Here is a 16,358-nt window from a genome sequence, read left to right on the forward strand (position 1 = left end):
CGCCCAAGAATAAGATAAGACGGAGATATTGAGTAATAAGGAACATGTCGGGATGCGCTTGAAGCCCCTTTTCTTCAGCCTTGTCATCGGAATTGCAACCGTCGCGCAGGCGCGCGAGCCCGCGCAGATGCCGGTGCTGGAAGCCACTGCACCCGAGGCAGAAGCGGCCGCTCTCAGCGCACAGTTCCTGGAGCGTTATGCATACCGTCCTGTGCCGTTGGACGATGCGCTCTCCGTCAAGGTGATGAACAAGTATATTAAGTCGCTCGACCCCGACCGTATGCTCTTTACGCAGGGCGATATTGAGAGCTTTGCCAAGGACAGCAAGAAGATAGACGACGCGATCCTGAACAAGAACCTCGACATCCCGTTCTCGATGTTCAAGATTTACAATCAGCGTGTGACCGAGCGGATGACCTATGCCCGCAGCCTGCTGAAGAACGGCTTCGATTTTACGGTTCAGGAAGACTATCCGCTGTCGCGCGAGGATGCGCCTTGGGCGAAGACGGAAGAAGAGGCCAACCAACTCTGGCGCAAGCGGGTGAAAAGCGATTGGCTCAGACTGAAGCTTGCCGATCAGGACGAAGCGAAAATCCGCGACACGCTCGACAAGCGTTACAAGAACATTCTCGACCGCGTCGAGACCTATAAGGCCGATGACGTTTTCCAGTCCTTCATGGCCGCGTTCACCACTGCGGTCGATCCCCACACCGATTATTTCAGCGCCAAAGCATCGGCTGAATTCGATATCTCTATGAAGCTCTCTTTGGTGGGCATCGGTGCCGTGCTGCAGGAGCGCGACGGCTATACGACGATCCGCGAGCTCGTGGCCGGCGGACCAGCGCAACTCTCCGGCAAACTCGCTGTCGGCGACCGCATCATCGGCGTCGGCCAAGGCGAAGAAGGTTCGATCAAGGAAGTCGTCGGAACGCGTCTCGACGAGGTCGTGCAGATGATCCGCGGCGAAGCAGGATCTATGGTGCGCCTGGACATTCTGCCGGCCGATGCCGGAAATGCCAGCGGTCATCGGGTGATCAACCTGGTGCGCGATAAGGTCAGCCTCGAGAAGCAAGCCGCCAAAAAGTCCGTTGTTCCCGTCAAGCTTGGCGACCAGACATTGAAGATTGGCGTCATCGCACTGCCGACCTTCTATGAGGACTTCGAGGCGCGGCGTGCTGGCGACAAGAACTACAGAAGCGCCAGCCGCGACGTCGAAAAGCTTCTCGTCGAATTGAAACAGGAGAAGGTCGACGGCGTCGTCATGGACTTGCGCGACAATGGTGGCGGCTCTCTGGCTGAAGCCATCGATCTCACGGGGTTGTTCACCGGCAAGGGCCCGGTGGTTCAGCAGCGCAATGCAGCTGGCAAGGTCGAGGTCGAGAATGATGACCGCTCCACCCCGGTTTGGGATGGGCCGCTCGGCGTTCTGATCAATCGCGGTTCGGCGTCTGCATCGGAGATTTTTGCGGCCGCCATTCAGGATTACGGGCGCGGCGTCATCGTCGGTGACCCGAGCTTCGGTAAGGGCACGGTTCAGACGGTTGTCGATCTGGACAGGGTTGCTGGTAAGCAGGAGCCTGAGCTCGGCCAGCTCAAATTGACGATTGCGCAGTTCTTCCGGATCGATGGTGGGACGACGCAGTTGCGCGGCGTGACGCCTGACATCAATACGCCAAGCGTGCTGGACCCGAAGACGCTCGGCGAATCCAGCTATGACAACGCCTTGCCGTGGACGACGATCAAGCCTGCCAAGTACAAGAAGCTTGGCGATATGTCGGCACTCGTGCCCGAACTGGAAAGCCGCCATGAAGCGCGCATCAAGAACGATAAGGATTATCAGCGCTTCGTCGAAGATGCCGCAGAACTGAAGGCCCAGCGAGAGAAGAAGACGATCTCTCTTAACGAGGCGGAGCGCCGTAAGGAGATGGCCGCAGTCGCAGCAAAGCTCAAAGCGCGCCAGGAAGCCGGCGTCGTCGTGCCAGAACTCGATGACGGACTGCAAGCCAACGAACGAAGCCTCAGCGCCAACCTTGCTTTGGAAAATGCGCGGAAGAACGCGAAAGACGTGCTTCAGACCGAAGCGGCTGCCATCGTGGCTGATGTAGCGAATATCCTGCCTGGCAAGGAAAAAGCTGCGCGTTAAAATCCGAAGCGGATGGATGGATCTGCAGCGTCGGCCTGACAATCGATTTCGACTTGAAGGCCGAGGCGGCTATTCGAGGGCAAGGGCATTCCTTGTTAGCATTGTTCATGGCGCTCTTGGTGTCCGATGATATCGGGCGGTGCCGGTAACTGGCAGCTTGAATGTTGCCGGTTCCTCCTTGGCTGAGACAGCCGACACGAGCTCGTGACTGGCGAGAAAACCATTAACCTTGCCAAGGTAATTGTTCCGCCTGATAACTGTGCCTGCATTGTTGCCGATATACAGTATCGGCTTACTGCAAACGGAACCCCCTATGACGGCGCGCCTTAACCACTTCAAGCTTGTCGGTCCTGTTGCCTTTATTGTCGGGCTTTTGTTGCTCGGACTGGCTGCTATTTTGTTTCTCGGTGCGGACCGCTTGGATGCCGAGGCGAAGGCGCGGCAGCAGACGATGGTCGAGCGCAATGTCGCGATCTGGATGTCGGATATGGAGGTCGTTCTGACGTCCTGGACGATCTGGGATGAGGCGATCGACAAGCTCAACAACAATTTCGATCTGGGCTGGGCAGAGCGCAATCTCGGTCAGTCGGTGATCGGCACATCGAATGTGCGCTCGCTTGCCGTCATCGACGGCAACGACCAGATTATCTACGCCAAGACAGCGGATGATTTTGCCAACCATTCTTTTCTGAAACAGGAGCCGAGCGCGCTTGTCGCGGCGGCGCGGCCGCTGATTGACTCGGTGCGTGCGCGGGAGCATCAGCCCAAGAAGAAAGGAATTCCTGACCGGATCGCCTCCAGCAAGATCGAAGTTGTGGGGAACGACGCTCTCCTACTGACAGCCAGTCTTTTCCAGCCAGACATAGGCACTGTCGTCCCCAATACCGAACGCGCGCCAATCTTGGTTTCGGCTATCCCGATTGCTGGCAGCCTTCAGGCGTTTTTCGGTGAACGCTTCATGCTTGACGATGCAGCCGTCGAGCCGGCCGAACAGGTGAAACCCGACCGTGCCTTGGTGGATATCGCCGTTGCGCCAAACGGCCAGGTTCAGGTCCTGTCATGGCGGGCAAACACGCCGGCCCATGATCTTCTGCGCCAGTCATTGCCCTTCGCTGCGGCCACGCTCTGTATCTTCACCGTCAGTTGTGCGCTTGCCATTTCGACATCGCGACAGGCGCTGAGTATGCTCGTAGATGCGGAAAAGCGCATGCGGCATGCGGCAACGCATGATTTTCTCACAGGGCTTGCCAACAGAACGCTGGTCTCGACCAAGTTTACCCAGCTGGCGGAACACGGGCCCCTAACAGTCGTCTGCATCGATCTTGATGGTTTCAAGGCGATCAACGATCGCTTCGGTCATGCCGATGGCGACGATCTGTTGAAGCAGGTTGCCGAGCGCTTGCGTGGCGGATGCGCCGCGAACGACGTTTGCTTTCGCCTCGGAGGCGACGAATTTGCGGTGATGATGCCAAAGGTTTCGGAAGAGGAGGCGGATAGCCGTTGCCGTCAGTTGGCAGCGCTTATTTCCAAGCCTTACGAAGTCAACGGCACGATCATGACGGTTGGAGCATCCTACGGAATGAGCAGGGTTATGGCAGGGGAGACCTCACCGGATCCTGTCTTCAGACGTGCAGACGAGGCGCTTTATATTGCCAAGCGTCTCAATCGCGGTGCGGCTTCTCCATTCCGAGACGATGTAGATCTGGCAGCATCCTCGTCTTGATCCTTGGGACGCTTCCGCGCAGGTGGCCATCAGGCGTCAAGGACAATCGTCTTTAAGGTGCGAATGATCTGCGGGCTGGTTTGTCTGTGCTGCTCGGGCGCAAAACCGAATGCCACCAGAGTAGGGTCCTCTGCGGAAGAGGCACTGCCCGAGGCATGGATTTCGTGGATGCCGGTTGCGGCCAGAAGCTCCGGAACGAGATCGGCCGTTACACCACCGCCCGGCATGATGCTGATGCGGCCATTCGCCTGATGCGCGAGGCGCTTCAGCGTTTCCATTCCAAGCGAGACGTTCTTTGCGCAGCCTGAGGTCAGAACGCGGGAAATACCGAGATCAATCGCGGTCTCAAGCGCTTCGATCGGATCGCTCACCATATCAAAGGCCCGGTGAAGGCTGATGTCCAGACCGGAGGCCGCTTCGATCAACCTCTCGAGAACCTGCCGGTCGAGGCGGCGATCTGGAGTGGTTGCACCGATGACGACGCCGGGCAAACCGAGCTCCTGCGCCTGTGCAATATCCGCCTCCATGATGGCGACATCGGATGCATCGTAGATGAAGTTTCCGGCTCTTGGGCGGATCAGCGGATAGACAGGGATCGAGCTCGTTCTCTTCGCGTGTCGCATCAGTCCGTAAGACGGCATCAGTCCGCCAACGCCAAGCGCGGAGCAAAGCTCGATGCGGTCTGCGCCGCCTTCGATCGCTGCGGCGAGACCCTCTGCGCTGTCGACGCAAATCTCCAGCCGCCGCGCGGTATGATCAGCCATGATGTTCGCTTCCTTGTTGGGTCGGGAGGTCGTCCTTAACAGACGGTCGCTTGTGAAGGAAGCTGAGGAGTGCCACGCCGCAGAGGCCCGCAAAGGCGCCGAGCATTGCCGTGTGAGAATAATCGCTCACAGCCGTTCCGACTGAGAAGAGCAGCGAACTCAAGCCACCGGCCAGAAAAATATTGACGGCAATCAGCGAGCTCCCGAGACCGGCGCGCCGCGCGATGAGGTTTTGCAGATAGGTGATCGGCAAGGAAATGATACCGGCTGCGCCGAGGCCCGAGAGAGGTGTCAGCAAGTAGACCGTCATCGGGTCTTGCGCCAGCCCAAGACCGAGCATGTAGGCGCAATAGAGGAGCGCACTTGCGGCTATGGCGACCGCAGCCGATGTTTTGGTTTCCACCCACCCCCAAAAGAAGATGAACACGATTTCGAGGAGAGCGACAATGCCGACGATCGCGCCCACATCGGCCGGTTGCCCGCCAGCCTTTCCTGTGACGACCAGCGGCAGCACAATGCCGTTGACATGAAGGGTGGATGAGATCAGCGCAATGGCAAGGACGAAGGGCCAGATCTGGCGTGTGCCGAGATGGCGGATGGATGCCAGGAACGCGTAAGCTGGCTCTTGCCGTTCGGCATGTGCAACGCCGTCTTCCCGCATGAAGCGGGCGAAGAGAATGAAACAGAGTACGCAGGCGAGTGCTGCCAGTAAAAATGCCGGTAGCATGCTCGATCTGCCCGCGAGCGCATAGCCAACGATGCCCGGCACCAGCACCCAGGAAAGCGAGATGGCGGCGCGGACCGCTGAGTTGACGGCAATGAGATCACGCGGCGGCATGCTGGCGCAGCTCGCGCGAACATAGGCGAAGATCAGCGAGTTGAGTGCGCCATAAACCGGAACGGGGATGAGCAGCGCAAGCGCGAAAGTCCAAATGGTCGGAAAGGCATAGACTACGCCATAGCCCAAAGCCCCGGATATACAGGCTCCGAGAATGGGAAGTTTATAGTGGCCGAGTCGGTCCGAAAGGATGCCCATGCTGATACTGGCCGACACGTTGACCAGCGCGGCAATGAAACTCAGGATCGAGAAAGCCGCATCGGTCAGACCGAGTTCGCGAATGCCGATCAGTGACATATAGGGCGCGGTGGCGGCACCAGTGAAGCCGAAGACGAAGATACCGGCAGCCGAAAGCCGCAACTGGTCATGTCGATAAACAAAGGGCAGCGCCGACAGCATGGATCGTCCACTTAAAGCATGGTCCAAGCAAAAGTGTGGAGCGGTTTTGCGATGACGACATGCGGTAAAACAAGGACCTAAAACGTATGCGAATCTGAAAGATCGCGCACGCTTCAGGAGAGACAGCCTGCGATCACGCAGGATGGTAAGTTAGAGAGGCGCCCGTGTGGTGTCACGAGCGCCGATTGGTGATCCGACTGTCAGCGCTTGGCTTAAAGCCTTAACGCCACCGTGCGGACGGTTTCGCAGACGGTGTATAGTCGAAGTCTTTGACGAAAGGAAATGTCGGTTGCATCCGCCGCTTCGATGGCAAGGTCTCGATATTCTGGTTGATCACACCATCCGTCAGCGCCATCAGGTTGGGATTGGACAGTGGCTGAAGTTCTGGTGACAGATAACCGGACTTCACGACGAGCAACCGCACCTTGGCAGGATCGATGCCGTGGCGCATGAAGTCTGCAATATTATGATAGGGGCGACGCCGGGCTGCAAGAATAAGCGTGATACCGCCAATCTTGACCACAGCCTGCCGTTCGTCGGCTGGGCCGGGATCATCGAGGCTGATGACCTCGGCACCGACTTCAACGAAGGGGCTGGCCGGATCGAGCGAACCACCGATCTTGAGGCTGAGCGTCTTGCCGATGCCTGCGGCAAAGCAGGTTTCCACCGCCGGACGGTCGGTAATGCCGCCGATGACCGCGCCCTCGAAGCCGCGCAGGATCAGCGACTTCAACACATCCGCCCTGTCTCCAACGCCGCCACCGGTCGGATTGTCGCCTGAATCAGCAAGGATGACGGGTTGGGTTTCGGCTTTTTCTGCCAGATCGAGCATGGCTTCGAGATCACCCGTAACGGGACCGAAGCGAAAATCCTGCCTTGCCTGCCAGTAGGAGAGTGCAATCTCTTCGGCGGCGCGTTTCGCTGCCTCGGGATTTGACCCCGTGACCACGGCGCAGGCCGTTGCCCGTGGCTCGTCCGCCCAGACATAGCCAACCATCAGATTGGCATCCCAGACACCCTCGATCCGATCATGCTCCGGCAGGCGGTGGTAGAGCGACTTTGCGGGTTCGTCTTCCGTCGAGGTTTTCTCGCCGGGCAGCAGAACCGGAACCGGCGCCCACGCGACGCCCGGTTTTTCTCCCGTTTTCAGCATCCTGATCAGCATCGACCAGGCGCGCTCCATCGTCTCGCGCACGTCGATATGCGGCGCGGTGCGATAGGCGGCGAAGATGTCGATCTGATCGACGATCTTCTGGGTGACGTTGCCGTGCAGGTCGTAGCTCACAGCCAGCGGAGTATCCGGGCCGATGATCGAGCGCGCATTGGCAATCCAGTCGCCTTCGGCATCGTCCATGCCTTCGACATTCATCGCGCCGTGCATGGCGAGATACAGACCATCGAGGGGCAGGGTGGCCCGCAGCTTGTCGGAAAACTCTTGTTTGAAGCCTTCATAGGTGGCCCGAGAGACCGGGCCGCCTGGAATGGCGCGGGCATGAAGGAGTGGATGGATCTCCACGCCTTCGGTCGGCAGGAAGCTGAAATACTCAGCACCGGTCAGATTGTCCCCGCGCATCACGCGAAAGTCTTCAGGCTGCATCAGAACCGGAGAATAGGTGGAGCACTCCGTGTGAATGCCGCCGACTGCAATGCGTAACACCATGGTACCGTCTCCTATCAAAGCTTGGGGCTGAGGCGCACAAGCGCCGAAAATCGATCCCAATCTTTACGCTCACGCGGCGTCCACGCGGCTTCCGCCACTGCCGGTAGGCGAGGGAAGACCAGATGATTGAAGTAATCCCGATTGAGGAAATGCTCTGTCCAGATGCAGGCCTGGACGCCACGAAGACGTGGCTTCAATTCCTCGGGAAACTCGCCGACGGCCTCATAATGATAGGTGTGGTGCGGCGGCACGGTGCCGGCCCAGCTGGCGCCCGGCTCCTGCCAGGCCTCGTCCTGCACCATGTCGAGATAATAGGCCTGTCCCGGTGTCATCACCACGTCATAACCCTGTTGAGCCAACTCGACACCGACCTCCGGCGCACGCCAGGCCATCAGCAATGTGCCGTCCGGGTTGACGCCGCCGCCGTGGGAGACCTCGTCCCAACCGGCCATGCTCCGGCCTCTGTCCGCCAGCATTTTCTGGATGCGCTTCATGAAGTGGCTCTGTAGCCCGAAGGTGCCGTCGAGACCTTCTTTTTCCATCAGCTTGCGCGCCAACGGCGAGGCCATCCAAGTGTTGTCGGCCACTTCGTCGCCGCCAATATGGATGAGCTTTGAAGGGAAGAGCTCAACCATCTCGTCGAAGACCTTGCCGAGGAACACATAGGTCTCTTCAATCGCAGGATTGAGCGCGTTGTTGGGGAAGCCTTGAACCGAGCGGTAGCTGTCTGGCGCTTCCTGACCGTCGATCAGTTCGGGAAGAGCGGCCAGGATCGCGGTGCTGTGGCCGGGAATATCGACTTCCGGCACGACTTCGACATTCAGCTCGGTCGCATGAGCGACGACCGCAGCGACGTCAGCCTGGGTGTAGAAGCCTTCAACCGGCTCTGCTGCATTGCCGAGTTGCGGCAGCATCGGCTCGTCCGGCCCGCGCTTAACGCCAACGGTCGTCAATTGAGGATAGGCGCGAACCTCAAAGCGCCACGCCTCATCATCGGTCAGATGCCAATGGAAGACATTCATTTTGTACCAAGCCAGAATATCGATGAGACGCAGCACGTCTGGCGCTGGAGCAAATTGGCGCGACACATCGAGGTGGCATCCGCGCCATCGGTAACGCGGCTCGTCCTTGATGGTGCCCGAACCCGGGAAGTGGAACAGTGCCGCATTTCGGCGCGCGCCATCGTGAAGCTGCGCCAGTGCCGTCAGGCCGTATTGACGGCCCGCATTGCCGCCATAGGTGAGCAAGATCTCATCCTCGGCGAATGTCAGTTCATAAGCTTCTGCCGCGAGTGAACCGCTTTGCTGAAAACGAACAGCCTTGCCCTGTTCGACGGCAACCAGCGAAAATGGCTGATGGGCTACAGAAAACAGACGGCGATGAAGGCTGAGGACGGTATCCATCGCCTTCACGTCGGAGAGCGCGCTGCCTTCTGCCGGGTAGAGGACGACGGGTGTTTCGCCGGCTCGCAAGTCCGCCTGTTTCGGCCAAGGCAGAAGCGAGAAGGGTTCGGTGACGCGTCCTTCCGGCAGGAGCGGCTTTTGCGGCTCGCTGATCCTGCCTTCCAGCATCAGGTCGGCGACATCGATGGTGTGATGGGTGCCGTCGGAGAATGTCAGATAGGCGGATTTTGCCCCATCAGTTCTGTGCTTGGCCGGACGCCAGAGACCGCGCACGGTGAAGCGCCAGCTGGCGCCGGGCTCCAGAACGAAGCCGGCAGGCGGTGCATATTGGTGGAAGTTGGCGTTGCGCAGCAGGAACGTCGCGTTCTCGCAAGATGGGTCATCCATCACGCGCGTCAATGCCGTATAGGCGAGCTTGAAGTCGCTGATCGGCTTGTCAGTCAGGTTGACGAGGGTGAAGACAAACCCGCCTGAAGGGTCGCCCTCAATGGGATGCCATGCATTTTCGAGGCGGAATCCGGTCTTGCTCATCGTCGTTCCCTTGATTTTCATGCGTGTTCAGTAATGTTCGGATTGCGAGAAGGTGTGGGCCAGCTCGGCCTGGCCCGCCGTCAGCCCGCAATCGACAGGCAGGCAGATGCCGGTGATCGCGGCTGCCTGATCGCTTGCCAGGAAATGGACGGCATTGGCGACGTCATGGGTGGTGGCGATACGGCGCAGCGCATACCAGCGCTTGACCTCTTCGAAGACATTCGGATTGGCTTCGGCGCGTGCTTCCCAGGCTTGGGTGCGCACGGTTCCAGGCGCAACTGCGTTGACTCGTATTCCGAATTTTCCGTATTCGACCGCGATCAACTTGGTCAGATGGATCAAGCCCGCCTTGGCGGCGCTATAGGCCGGGTGGCCGAAGACGGCCATGCCATTGACGGAGGCGATGTTGACGACGGAGCCTTGTGTTTCCTTCAGGTCATTTTCGAGAGCCCGGAAGGTCAAGAATGCAGCCTCAAGGTTGAGGCTTGAATCCATGCGCCAAATCTCTGGCGTCGTGTCGTGTAGGGAAACGGCACGTGCCGCACCGGCATTGTTGACGAGGGTGACGACCTTGCCGAGGGTTGCGAGGTGGCTTGTCAAGGCCGCTAAGCTGTCAGCGCTGGTGACATCGGCTACGATTGTTACATAGGCGGATCCACCGCCAAGCGTGGCAACAGCACTTTCCAGAGCACCCGCATCGATATCGACAAGCGCTATGAGGTCATGGCTCGCAGCGAGCCGGGCAGCGATTGCGCGCCCGATATCGCCGGCAGCGCCGGTCACCACGGCGATGCGCTTATGGGTCGTCATAGTGTCAGTCTCCCAGTATCTGGCGGTCGTCGCCGCCATCGCGATGCTCCAGCAATTGCTGCTTGATCTGGCGCAGCGTGATGGTGGAGTGCTTACGGTTTTTGTAGGCCACGAGGCTGGCAATCACGTCGATCACGGCGAGATAGGCAAAGCGCGTCGAGGTGGGTCGGTAAATGTTATCGCCCTCGGGAAGGTCGATGCCGACGACATGATCTGCGAGTTTCGCGACCGGGCTTTTCACTTGAGTGAGCGCGATGGTGCGGATGCCATTTTCTTTTGCCAGCTTGAAGCAACGCATCAGTTCCTGATTGCGGCCGGAGAAGGACGAGCCGATGATCACATCGCCCTCCTGCGCTGCCGCAGTCAGCATAAGCTGCATATTATGATCGTTGCTGGCGGTGATGCGGGTGCCTAGCCGAAACAGCCGGTTCTGAAATTCGGTTGCTACCATGGACGAATTGCCGCCGGAGCCGAAGGCATAGACCATGGTCGCCGCCGCGATCCGGTCGGCCACGGTATCCAGCGCCTGTGGATCGAGCGCGCGGTGCATCATGAAGAGCGCGTTCTGGGCTTTGGTGATGATGTCTTCGGCGACATCGACCGCAGCCGTGCTCTTGGCTTCCGGATTGAGGTAACGCACACCGACATAGGCCGTCTTGGCAAGACGCACCTTGAAGTCGGCAAAGTTCTGGCAGCCGAGCCGACGGCAGAAGCGGGTGACGGTCGGCGGAGAGACATCCGCCTTTTCCGCCAATTCGATGATCGACGCGCCGACGGCGAAGTCGAACTCGTTCAGCAATATCTCCGCGATGCGCTGTTCGGATGGCGAAAACTGCGCTCTTTCATCCTGAATGGTCGCGAAGATATCCATCGGCCTGCTTTCAGGACTTGGGTTTATAGGCGATGCAGTCGATCTCGACCTTGCAGTCCACCATCATCGAGGCCTGGACACAGGCGCGCGCTGGCGGATGTTCGCCGAAATAGCTCTGATAGATGCGGTTGAACGTCCAGAAGTCACGCGGGTCATCCAGCCATACGCCGCAGCGCACGACATGCTCGACGCCGTAGCCCGCCTCATGCAGAATGGCGATCACGTTCTCGATGGTCTTGTGAGTCTGTTCGATGATGCCGCCGGAAATGATTTCACCATTTTCCATGGCGACCTGGCCGGAAACATGCAGCCAGCCATCGGCCTCGACTGCGCGTGCAAAAGGAAGTGTCTGTCCACCTGCGCCGGATTTTTCAGCGCCATATCGTTTGATGCTCATGGGATGGGCTCTTGCAAATTATTTTCGTTCTTCATTGACAAGTGACCATAGAAAACGGATTTTTGCCAGAGATTTTTGGTTGTCATGAAAATTATTTAGATCTGGAGCCCTCGATGCGCGATCCTTTCCAAAACCCATTTCCAGCTTCGGACAGCGCACGATACGCCATCTGGGAGATGCTTGTCCCGCGCGATATCGATGCGTTTCTGGCTGCGGATTGGTCCATGGTTGCGGGTGATTTCGTGGAGGATGGTTTCATCGGGATCAGCGGCAATCGCGAACCGAACCCCGACAAATGGACGCTGGCTTTCCCCAACCTCTCAGCATATCGCGATGAATGGCTGAAACAGGCTCAAGAGTTTGCTGAAGGCACCTATGGTGAAGATCCGCGCACGGCTATCTTTACCACGACGACCCTGGAAGAGATCGAGATTTCGGGCGAGACCGCACTGGTGCGCAAGAAATTCGACGGCAGCATCAAGAAAGCGGACGGCTCCGTAGACCTGATGAAGTGGCAGACGCTCTATTACTGCCGCCTGCATGAGGGCCGCTGGAAGATTTCCGGCTTCACCGGTTATCTGCCGAACCCCATGGGCCAGTGATTCCCGCCATTCGTTAGCAAAAAAGGCCCAAGCTCTTGCGCATCTTTACCGCGGCTCTCGCCACCGAGACCAATACTTTCGCGCCGATCTGTATCGACAGGCGGGCTTTCGAGGAATCGCTTTACGCGCCTCCGGGCCAGCATCCTGTCACCCCCACGCTGTGCACCGCGCCAATCACCGTCGGTCGCGCAGTCTGTGCTACCAAAGGCTGGACGCTGATCGAAGGAACCGCAGCCTGGGCTGATCCGGCGGGTTTGATCAACCGCCAAGCCTTTGAGAGCCTGCGTGACGAAATTCTCGATCAATTGCGGGCGGCAATGCCTGTCGATGCGGTGGTGTTGGGCCTTCATGGCGCCATGGTTGCGGATGGATATCTCGACCCGGAAGGCGATCTTTTGACGCGCGTTCGCGAAGTCGTCGGGCCGGACATCCTTGTCTGCGCCGAGCTCGATCCGCACAGCCATCTGACGAGCAAGCGCGTCGATGCCGTGAACTACTTCGTCGTCTTCAAGGAATTTCCGCATACGGATTTCGTCGATCGAGCCGAAGACCTCTGGCGTATCGCAGTGGATACGCTGGAAGGGCGGGTCAAGCCTGTCATGTCTGTGTTTGACTGCCGTATGATCGATGTGTTTCCGACGTCACGTGAACCAATGCGCGGCATTGTCGATCGCATGATGGCCTTAGAGAAGCAGGACCCGGAGGTGCTATCGCTTTCCGTTATTCATGGCTTCATGGCAGGCGATGTGCCGGAAATGGGAACGAAGACCATCGCGGTCACCGATGGCAATACAACCAAAGGGATGGCGCTGGCGCGCTCGATCGGGCTTGAGCTTTTCGACAAGCGTGGCACCTTCATGATGCCGCAGATCGGCGAGGCCGAGGCGGTGTCGCTTGCGATGAAGGCGGACACATCGAATGGACCCGTTGTCATTGCCGATGTGTGGGACAATCCAGGCGGTGGCACGGCGGGCGATGCGACGGTGCTGCTGCGTGAACTGATGGCTCAGGGCGCGACGAGCGTGGCTGCCGGTCTTGTCTGGGATCCGATTGCCGTACAAATCTGCATGGCGGCAGGCGAGGGGGCGGAAATCCCGTTGCGCTTTGGGGCGAAATCCGCCCCCAATACCGGCGATCCGATCGATGCCTTGGTCAAGGTCGTCAAAGTGGTCCCCAGTGCAGAGATGAAGTTCGGCGACAGCATCGCGCCCTTCGGTGACGCGGCACATATTCACTTCAACGGGATCGACGTGATCTTGGGGACGGTGCGGGTTCAAAGCTACGACCCATCGCTCTTCACCGCCCTCGGCATCGATCCGCTCTCGAAGAAGATCCTGCTGATCAAGTCGACCAATCACTTCTATGCCGCTTTTTCGAAGATCGCCTCGCAGATTCTTTACTGTTCTGCGGGTAAGCCTTATCCGAACGATCCGGCGACCAATCCCTATCGCCGCGTCAGGCGCGACATCTGGCCGATCATTCAAGACCCGCACGGCACCAAAGCGGCCTGACGTCACCGATGATCGTGAGAGCGGCAGATGCTGTCTCGGTGTCCATCGAAATGAACACATAAATTAAGGGCGCTTCCTTCAAACAAGGAAACGCCCTTAACTTTTATCTGCGCTTCAATCCGCCTTTAAAGCATGCCGCGCAAAAGTGTGCAGCGGTTTTGCGATAACGGCATGCGATAACAAAAACCTAAAGCGTATGAGCGAATCTGAAAGGTCGCAATATGCTTTAGACGAAACAGGGATCAAGCCAGAACTGGCATTTCCTGTGTCTTCCAGTCGATGCGACGTTCCAGCGCGTTGCCGTCGCCATCGAAGAGATGGCAATCCGCGCCGTTGATCGCGACCGAGACGGATTGCTCGACCGCAACCGGCGCAGAGCCTGGAAGAAGCGCACACCACTGCTGGCCGGAGGACAGTGTCGAATAGGAGATCGTGTTGATGCCAAGCCGTTCGATAACGCTTGGGATGGTGGTGATGGTCATGTCGCCGGTACCGAGGCTGAGGTGCTCCGGGCGAATACCAAGCGTCAGCGTATCGCCGGCCCGCACTTGTCCGCGCGCGACAGGCACCGTCAATTGCTTGCCCTCATAAGCAATGGTCACACCGGTGTCGGAGGCTTCCACGCAGGTCACGGGCAGGAGGTTCATCTTGGGATTGCCGATGAAGCCTGCGACGAAGAGATTATCTGGCTTGTGGTAGAGTTCCAGTGGCGAACCGACCTGGGCGATGCTGCCGGCATTGAGAACGACGATGCGGTCGGCCATGGTCATGGCTTCCACCTGGTCGTGGGTCACGTAGATCATCGTGGCTTTGAGCTGCCGATGAAGCTTGGTCAGCTCGATACGCATGTCCGAGCGCAGCGCGGCATCGAGGTTGGACAGCGGCTCATCGAAAAGAAAGATTTTCGGTTCGCGGACAATCGCGCGGCCGATGGCGACGCGCTGGCGCTGGCCGCCCGACAGCATGCCAGGCCGCTGTTCGAGGCGATGCTCTAGCTGCAGGATTTTGGCCACCGCATGCACCTTTTCGCGGATTTTATCCTCCGCCATCTTCTCGACACGCAGTGGGAAGGCGATATTTTCGAAGACGGTCATGTGAGGGTAGAGCGCGTAAGACTGGAAGACCATGGCGATGCCACGCTCGACCGGCGGCTTATCGTTAACGCGGATACCGTCAATGACGATATCGCCGTCACTGATCGATTCCAGGCCTGCAATCATGCGCAGCAGCGTTGATTTTCCGCAGCCGGACGGGCCGACGAAAACGACGAATTCTCCGTGCGGAACATTGAGTTGCACGCCTTTGAGAACTTCAAAGTCGCCGTAGAATTTTTTAACGTTGTTGAGATGAAGCTGACCCACGATCGTCTCCAGAGGGCCGTTTGCACCCAGTGCATTCGGCAGCGCTGTTGGTGTACCGCAAGGCTGTTCGATCCATGCGGTGGTGTCGAAGGGGACGCTGGAACCAGCGCCCCCTTCGGTTCGGTCTTACTTGTATTGCTCGAGTTCGCCCGACGCCTTCTTCAGCGCGGCTTCAGGCTCAGCCTTGCCGGTGACGACAGACTGGACCATCTCGATCATGGTGTTCTGGAAGCCCTTATAGTCGGTGAAGAGCGGCTCAGGACCACCGTAAGTGATGCCCTCGATCAGAGGCTTCCAGTAAGGGTCCTTTGCAACGAATTCATCGACCTTCGCGGAAGGACGCAGAGGCGTCAGGCCGGCATCGCCCTGAAGCTCATACTCGCCCTGGGGGCCAGGAGAGGTGATGAACTTGGCGAATTCGATCGCCTTGTCTTCCACGCCCGAACCCTTGAAGATGGCAAGGCTATCGGTGATGAGCAGCGTGCCTGGGCCCTTGGCCGAAGGGCCGAGCGGGAGTGTTGCGATCCCCCAGTTGATGCCGGTCTTCTTCAGGCGCGAAGCTGCACCCGAACCAGCCTGGATCATGCCGACCTTGCCGTCGAGGAAGATCGCGCGGATTTCGTTCTGCTCGTAAGCCGTTGCGCCTTCGACGGAGTAAGGCGTGATGTCCTTGTAGGCCTGCAGGGCAGCCAGCACTTCAGGGCTGTCCATGACGATCTTGTCGCCATCGATGACCTTGCCGTTGTTGGTGTAAACCCAGTGCATGAACTGGTGCATGGTGTTGTCGAAGGTCTTCGCAGGGAGGCCGTAACCGGCAATGCCGGTCTTTTCCTTGATCTGCTTGGCAAAGGCGATTTCTTCCGCCCAGGTCTTCGGTGGCGTTTCAGGATCGAGACCTGCCTTCTTGAAAAGGTCCTTGTTCCAGTAGAGAGCCTTGGTGGAGAAGGCGATCGGAACGCCCCACTGTTGGCCGTCAACGGTAACCGTGTCGACGATGTGCGGGTAATAGGACTTCTTTTCCTCATCCGTCATCGGGACCGGAACGATCATGTCGTTCTCAGAGAATTGCTTCAGCGTGCGCGAGCCGACATAGGCCATGGCGGCTGGAGAGCCGGATGCTGCAAGCGTCGTTGCCTTGTCCTGGCACTGTTCCCAGCCCACGACTTCTGGCTTGACGGTCCAGCCTTCGTTCTTGCTTTCCCATTCCTTGATGTACTTCTCATGGATAGGGTCGATCTTGTCGCCGCAATAAATCCAGGAGATTTCCTTGTCGGCAGCCTGTGCAGACATGGCGCCCAGTGCTGTGGAAGCAGCAAGGCTCAGCGCGTAGAGGGTAAACTTGAAT

Annotated in this window: 13 protein-coding genes; 4 read left to right on the forward strand and 9 right to left on the reverse strand. The window is 58.5% G+C overall.

The window, feature by feature from the left end; all coding sequences use genetic code 11:
• The first annotated feature begins 52 nt into the window (after positions 1 to 52).
• Both QE435_RS07195 and QE435_RS07200 read left to right on the forward strand, forming a co-directional pair.
• Positions 53 to 2,143: a carboxy terminal-processing peptidase gene (locus QE435_RS07195; protein WP_349040769.1), complete on the forward strand. Its 2,091-nt coding sequence runs from the start codon at positions 53 to 55 to the stop codon at positions 2,141 to 2,143.
• A 313-nt stretch (positions 2,144 to 2,456) separates the two neighbouring features.
• Positions 2,457 to 3,866 carry a diguanylate cyclase gene (locus QE435_RS07200; RefSeq protein WP_349040770.1) on the forward strand — a complete coding sequence of 470 codons (1,410 nt, stop codon included), beginning with the start codon at positions 2,457 to 2,459 and terminating at the stop codon, positions 3,864 to 3,866.
• Between the two features lie 29 nt (positions 3,867 to 3,895).
• On the opposite strand, the gene QE435_RS07205 is transcribed toward QE435_RS07200, so the two are convergent.
• From QE435_RS07205 to QE435_RS07235, 7 genes are all read right to left on the reverse strand, one after another.
• A complete protein-coding gene (locus QE435_RS07205) occupies positions 3,896 to 4,630 on the reverse strand; it encodes a copper homeostasis protein CutC (protein ID WP_349040771.1) in 735 nt (244 codons plus the stop codon).
• Complete coding sequence (locus QE435_RS07210; protein WP_349040772.1) at positions 4,623 to 5,867, reverse strand: MFS transporter; 1,245 nt, start codon at positions 5,865 to 5,867, stop codon at positions 4,623 to 4,625. The genes QE435_RS07205 and QE435_RS07210 overlap by 8 nt, the downstream gene beginning before the upstream one ends.
• Positions 5,868 to 6,087: 220 nt before the next feature.
• Positions 6,088 to 7,527 carry a M81 family metallopeptidase gene (locus QE435_RS07215; RefSeq protein WP_349040773.1) on the reverse strand — a complete coding sequence of 480 codons (1,440 nt, stop codon included), beginning with the start codon at positions 7,525 to 7,527 and terminating at the stop codon, positions 6,088 to 6,090.
• Positions 7,528 to 7,541: 14 nt separating this feature from the next.
• The gene (locus tag QE435_RS07220) at positions 7,542 to 9,461 is read right to left on the reverse strand and encodes a family 20 glycosylhydrolase (protein ID WP_349040774.1); all 1,920 of its coding nucleotides are present in this window, start codon (positions 9,459 to 9,461) and stop codon (positions 7,542 to 7,544) included.
• A 27-nt stretch (positions 9,462 to 9,488) separates the two neighbouring features.
• Positions 9,489 to 10,271, reverse strand: a complete 783-nt coding sequence (locus QE435_RS07225; protein ID WP_349040775.1) for an SDR family oxidoreductase — start codon at positions 10,269 to 10,271, stop codon at positions 9,489 to 9,491.
• 4 nt (positions 10,272 to 10,275) lie between these two features.
• Positions 10,276 to 11,142: a MurR/RpiR family transcriptional regulator gene (locus QE435_RS07230; protein WP_349040776.1), complete on the reverse strand. Its 867-nt coding sequence runs from the start codon at positions 11,140 to 11,142 to the stop codon at positions 10,276 to 10,278.
• A 10-nt stretch (positions 11,143 to 11,152) separates the two neighbouring features.
• Entirely contained in the window at positions 11,153 to 11,539 is a 387-nt protein-coding gene (locus tag QE435_RS07235) for a RidA family protein (RefSeq protein WP_062424125.1), read from the reverse strand.
• Between the two features lie 113 nt (positions 11,540 to 11,652).
• Here QE435_RS07235 and QE435_RS07240 point away from each other — a divergent pair, with 113 nt between their 5' ends.
• Positions 11,653 to 12,141 carry a hypothetical protein gene (locus QE435_RS07240; protein WP_349040777.1) on the forward strand — a complete coding sequence of 163 codons (489 nt, stop codon included), beginning with the start codon at positions 11,653 to 11,655 and terminating at the stop codon, positions 12,139 to 12,141.
• 35 nt (positions 12,142 to 12,176) lie between these two features.
• Entirely contained in the window at positions 12,177 to 13,652 is a 1,476-nt protein-coding gene (locus QE435_RS07245; protein ID WP_349040778.1) for a M81 family metallopeptidase, read from the forward strand.
• Between the two features lie 242 nt (positions 13,653 to 13,894).
• Here QE435_RS07245 and ugpC read toward each other — a convergent pair whose 3' ends face one another.
• Together ugpC and QE435_RS07255 are read right to left on the reverse strand one after the other, a co-directional pair.
• Complete coding sequence (ugpC, locus tag QE435_RS07250) at positions 13,895 to 15,013, reverse strand: sn-glycerol-3-phosphate ABC transporter ATP-binding protein UgpC (RefSeq protein ID WP_349040779.1); 1,119 nt, start codon at positions 15,011 to 15,013, stop codon at positions 13,895 to 13,897.
• A gap of 126 nt (positions 15,014 to 15,139) precedes the next feature.
• Complete coding sequence (locus QE435_RS07255; protein ID WP_309770630.1) at positions 15,140 to 16,303, reverse strand: ABC transporter substrate-binding protein; 1,164 nt, start codon at positions 16,301 to 16,303, stop codon at positions 15,140 to 15,142.
• Between the last annotated feature and the right edge of the window lie 55 nt (positions 16,304 to 16,358).

This window comes from Agrobacterium sp. SORGH_AS 787, from assembly GCF_030819035.1.
GTDB classification, from domain to species: domain Bacteria; phylum Pseudomonadota; class Alphaproteobacteria; order Rhizobiales; family Rhizobiaceae; genus Agrobacterium; species Agrobacterium larrymoorei_B.

Excerpts from the sequence above, each read along its gene's own strand:
- QE435_RS07195 (WP_349040769.1), top strand. The coding sequence starts at position 53 with ATGCGCTTGAAGCCCCTTTTCTTCAGCCTTGTCATCGGAATTGCAACC.
- QE435_RS07200 (WP_349040770.1), top strand. The coding sequence starts at position 2,457 with ATGACGGCGCGCCTTAACCACTTCAAGCTTGTCGGTCCTGTTGCCTTT.
- QE435_RS07205 (WP_349040771.1), bottom strand. The coding sequence starts at position 4,630 with ATGGCTGATCATACCGCGCGGCGGCTGGAGATTTGCGTCGACAGCGCA.
- QE435_RS07210 (WP_349040772.1), bottom strand. The coding sequence starts at position 5,867 with ATGCTGTCGGCGCTGCCCTTTGTTTATCGACATGACCAGTTGCGGCTT.
- QE435_RS07215 (WP_349040773.1), bottom strand. The coding sequence starts at position 7,527 with ATGGTGTTACGCATTGCAGTCGGCGGCATTCACACGGAGTGCTCCACC.
- QE435_RS07220 (WP_349040774.1), bottom strand. The coding sequence starts at position 9,461 with ATGAGCAAGACCGGATTCCGCCTCGAAAATGCATGGCATCCCATTGAG.
- QE435_RS07225 (WP_349040775.1), bottom strand. The coding sequence starts at position 10,271 with ATGACGACCCATAAGCGCATCGCCGTGGTGACCGGCGCTGCCGGCGAT.
- QE435_RS07230 (WP_349040776.1), bottom strand. The coding sequence starts at position 11,142 with ATGGATATCTTCGCGACCATTCAGGATGAAAGAGCGCAGTTTTCGCCA.
- QE435_RS07235 (WP_062424125.1), bottom strand. The coding sequence starts at position 11,539 with ATGAGCATCAAACGATATGGCGCTGAAAAATCCGGCGCAGGTGGACAG.
- QE435_RS07240 (WP_349040777.1), top strand. The coding sequence starts at position 11,653 with ATGCGCGATCCTTTCCAAAACCCATTTCCAGCTTCGGACAGCGCACGA.
- QE435_RS07255 (WP_309770630.1), bottom strand. The coding sequence starts at position 16,303 with ATGTCTGCACAGGCTGCCGACAAGGAAATCTCCTGGATTTATTGCGGC.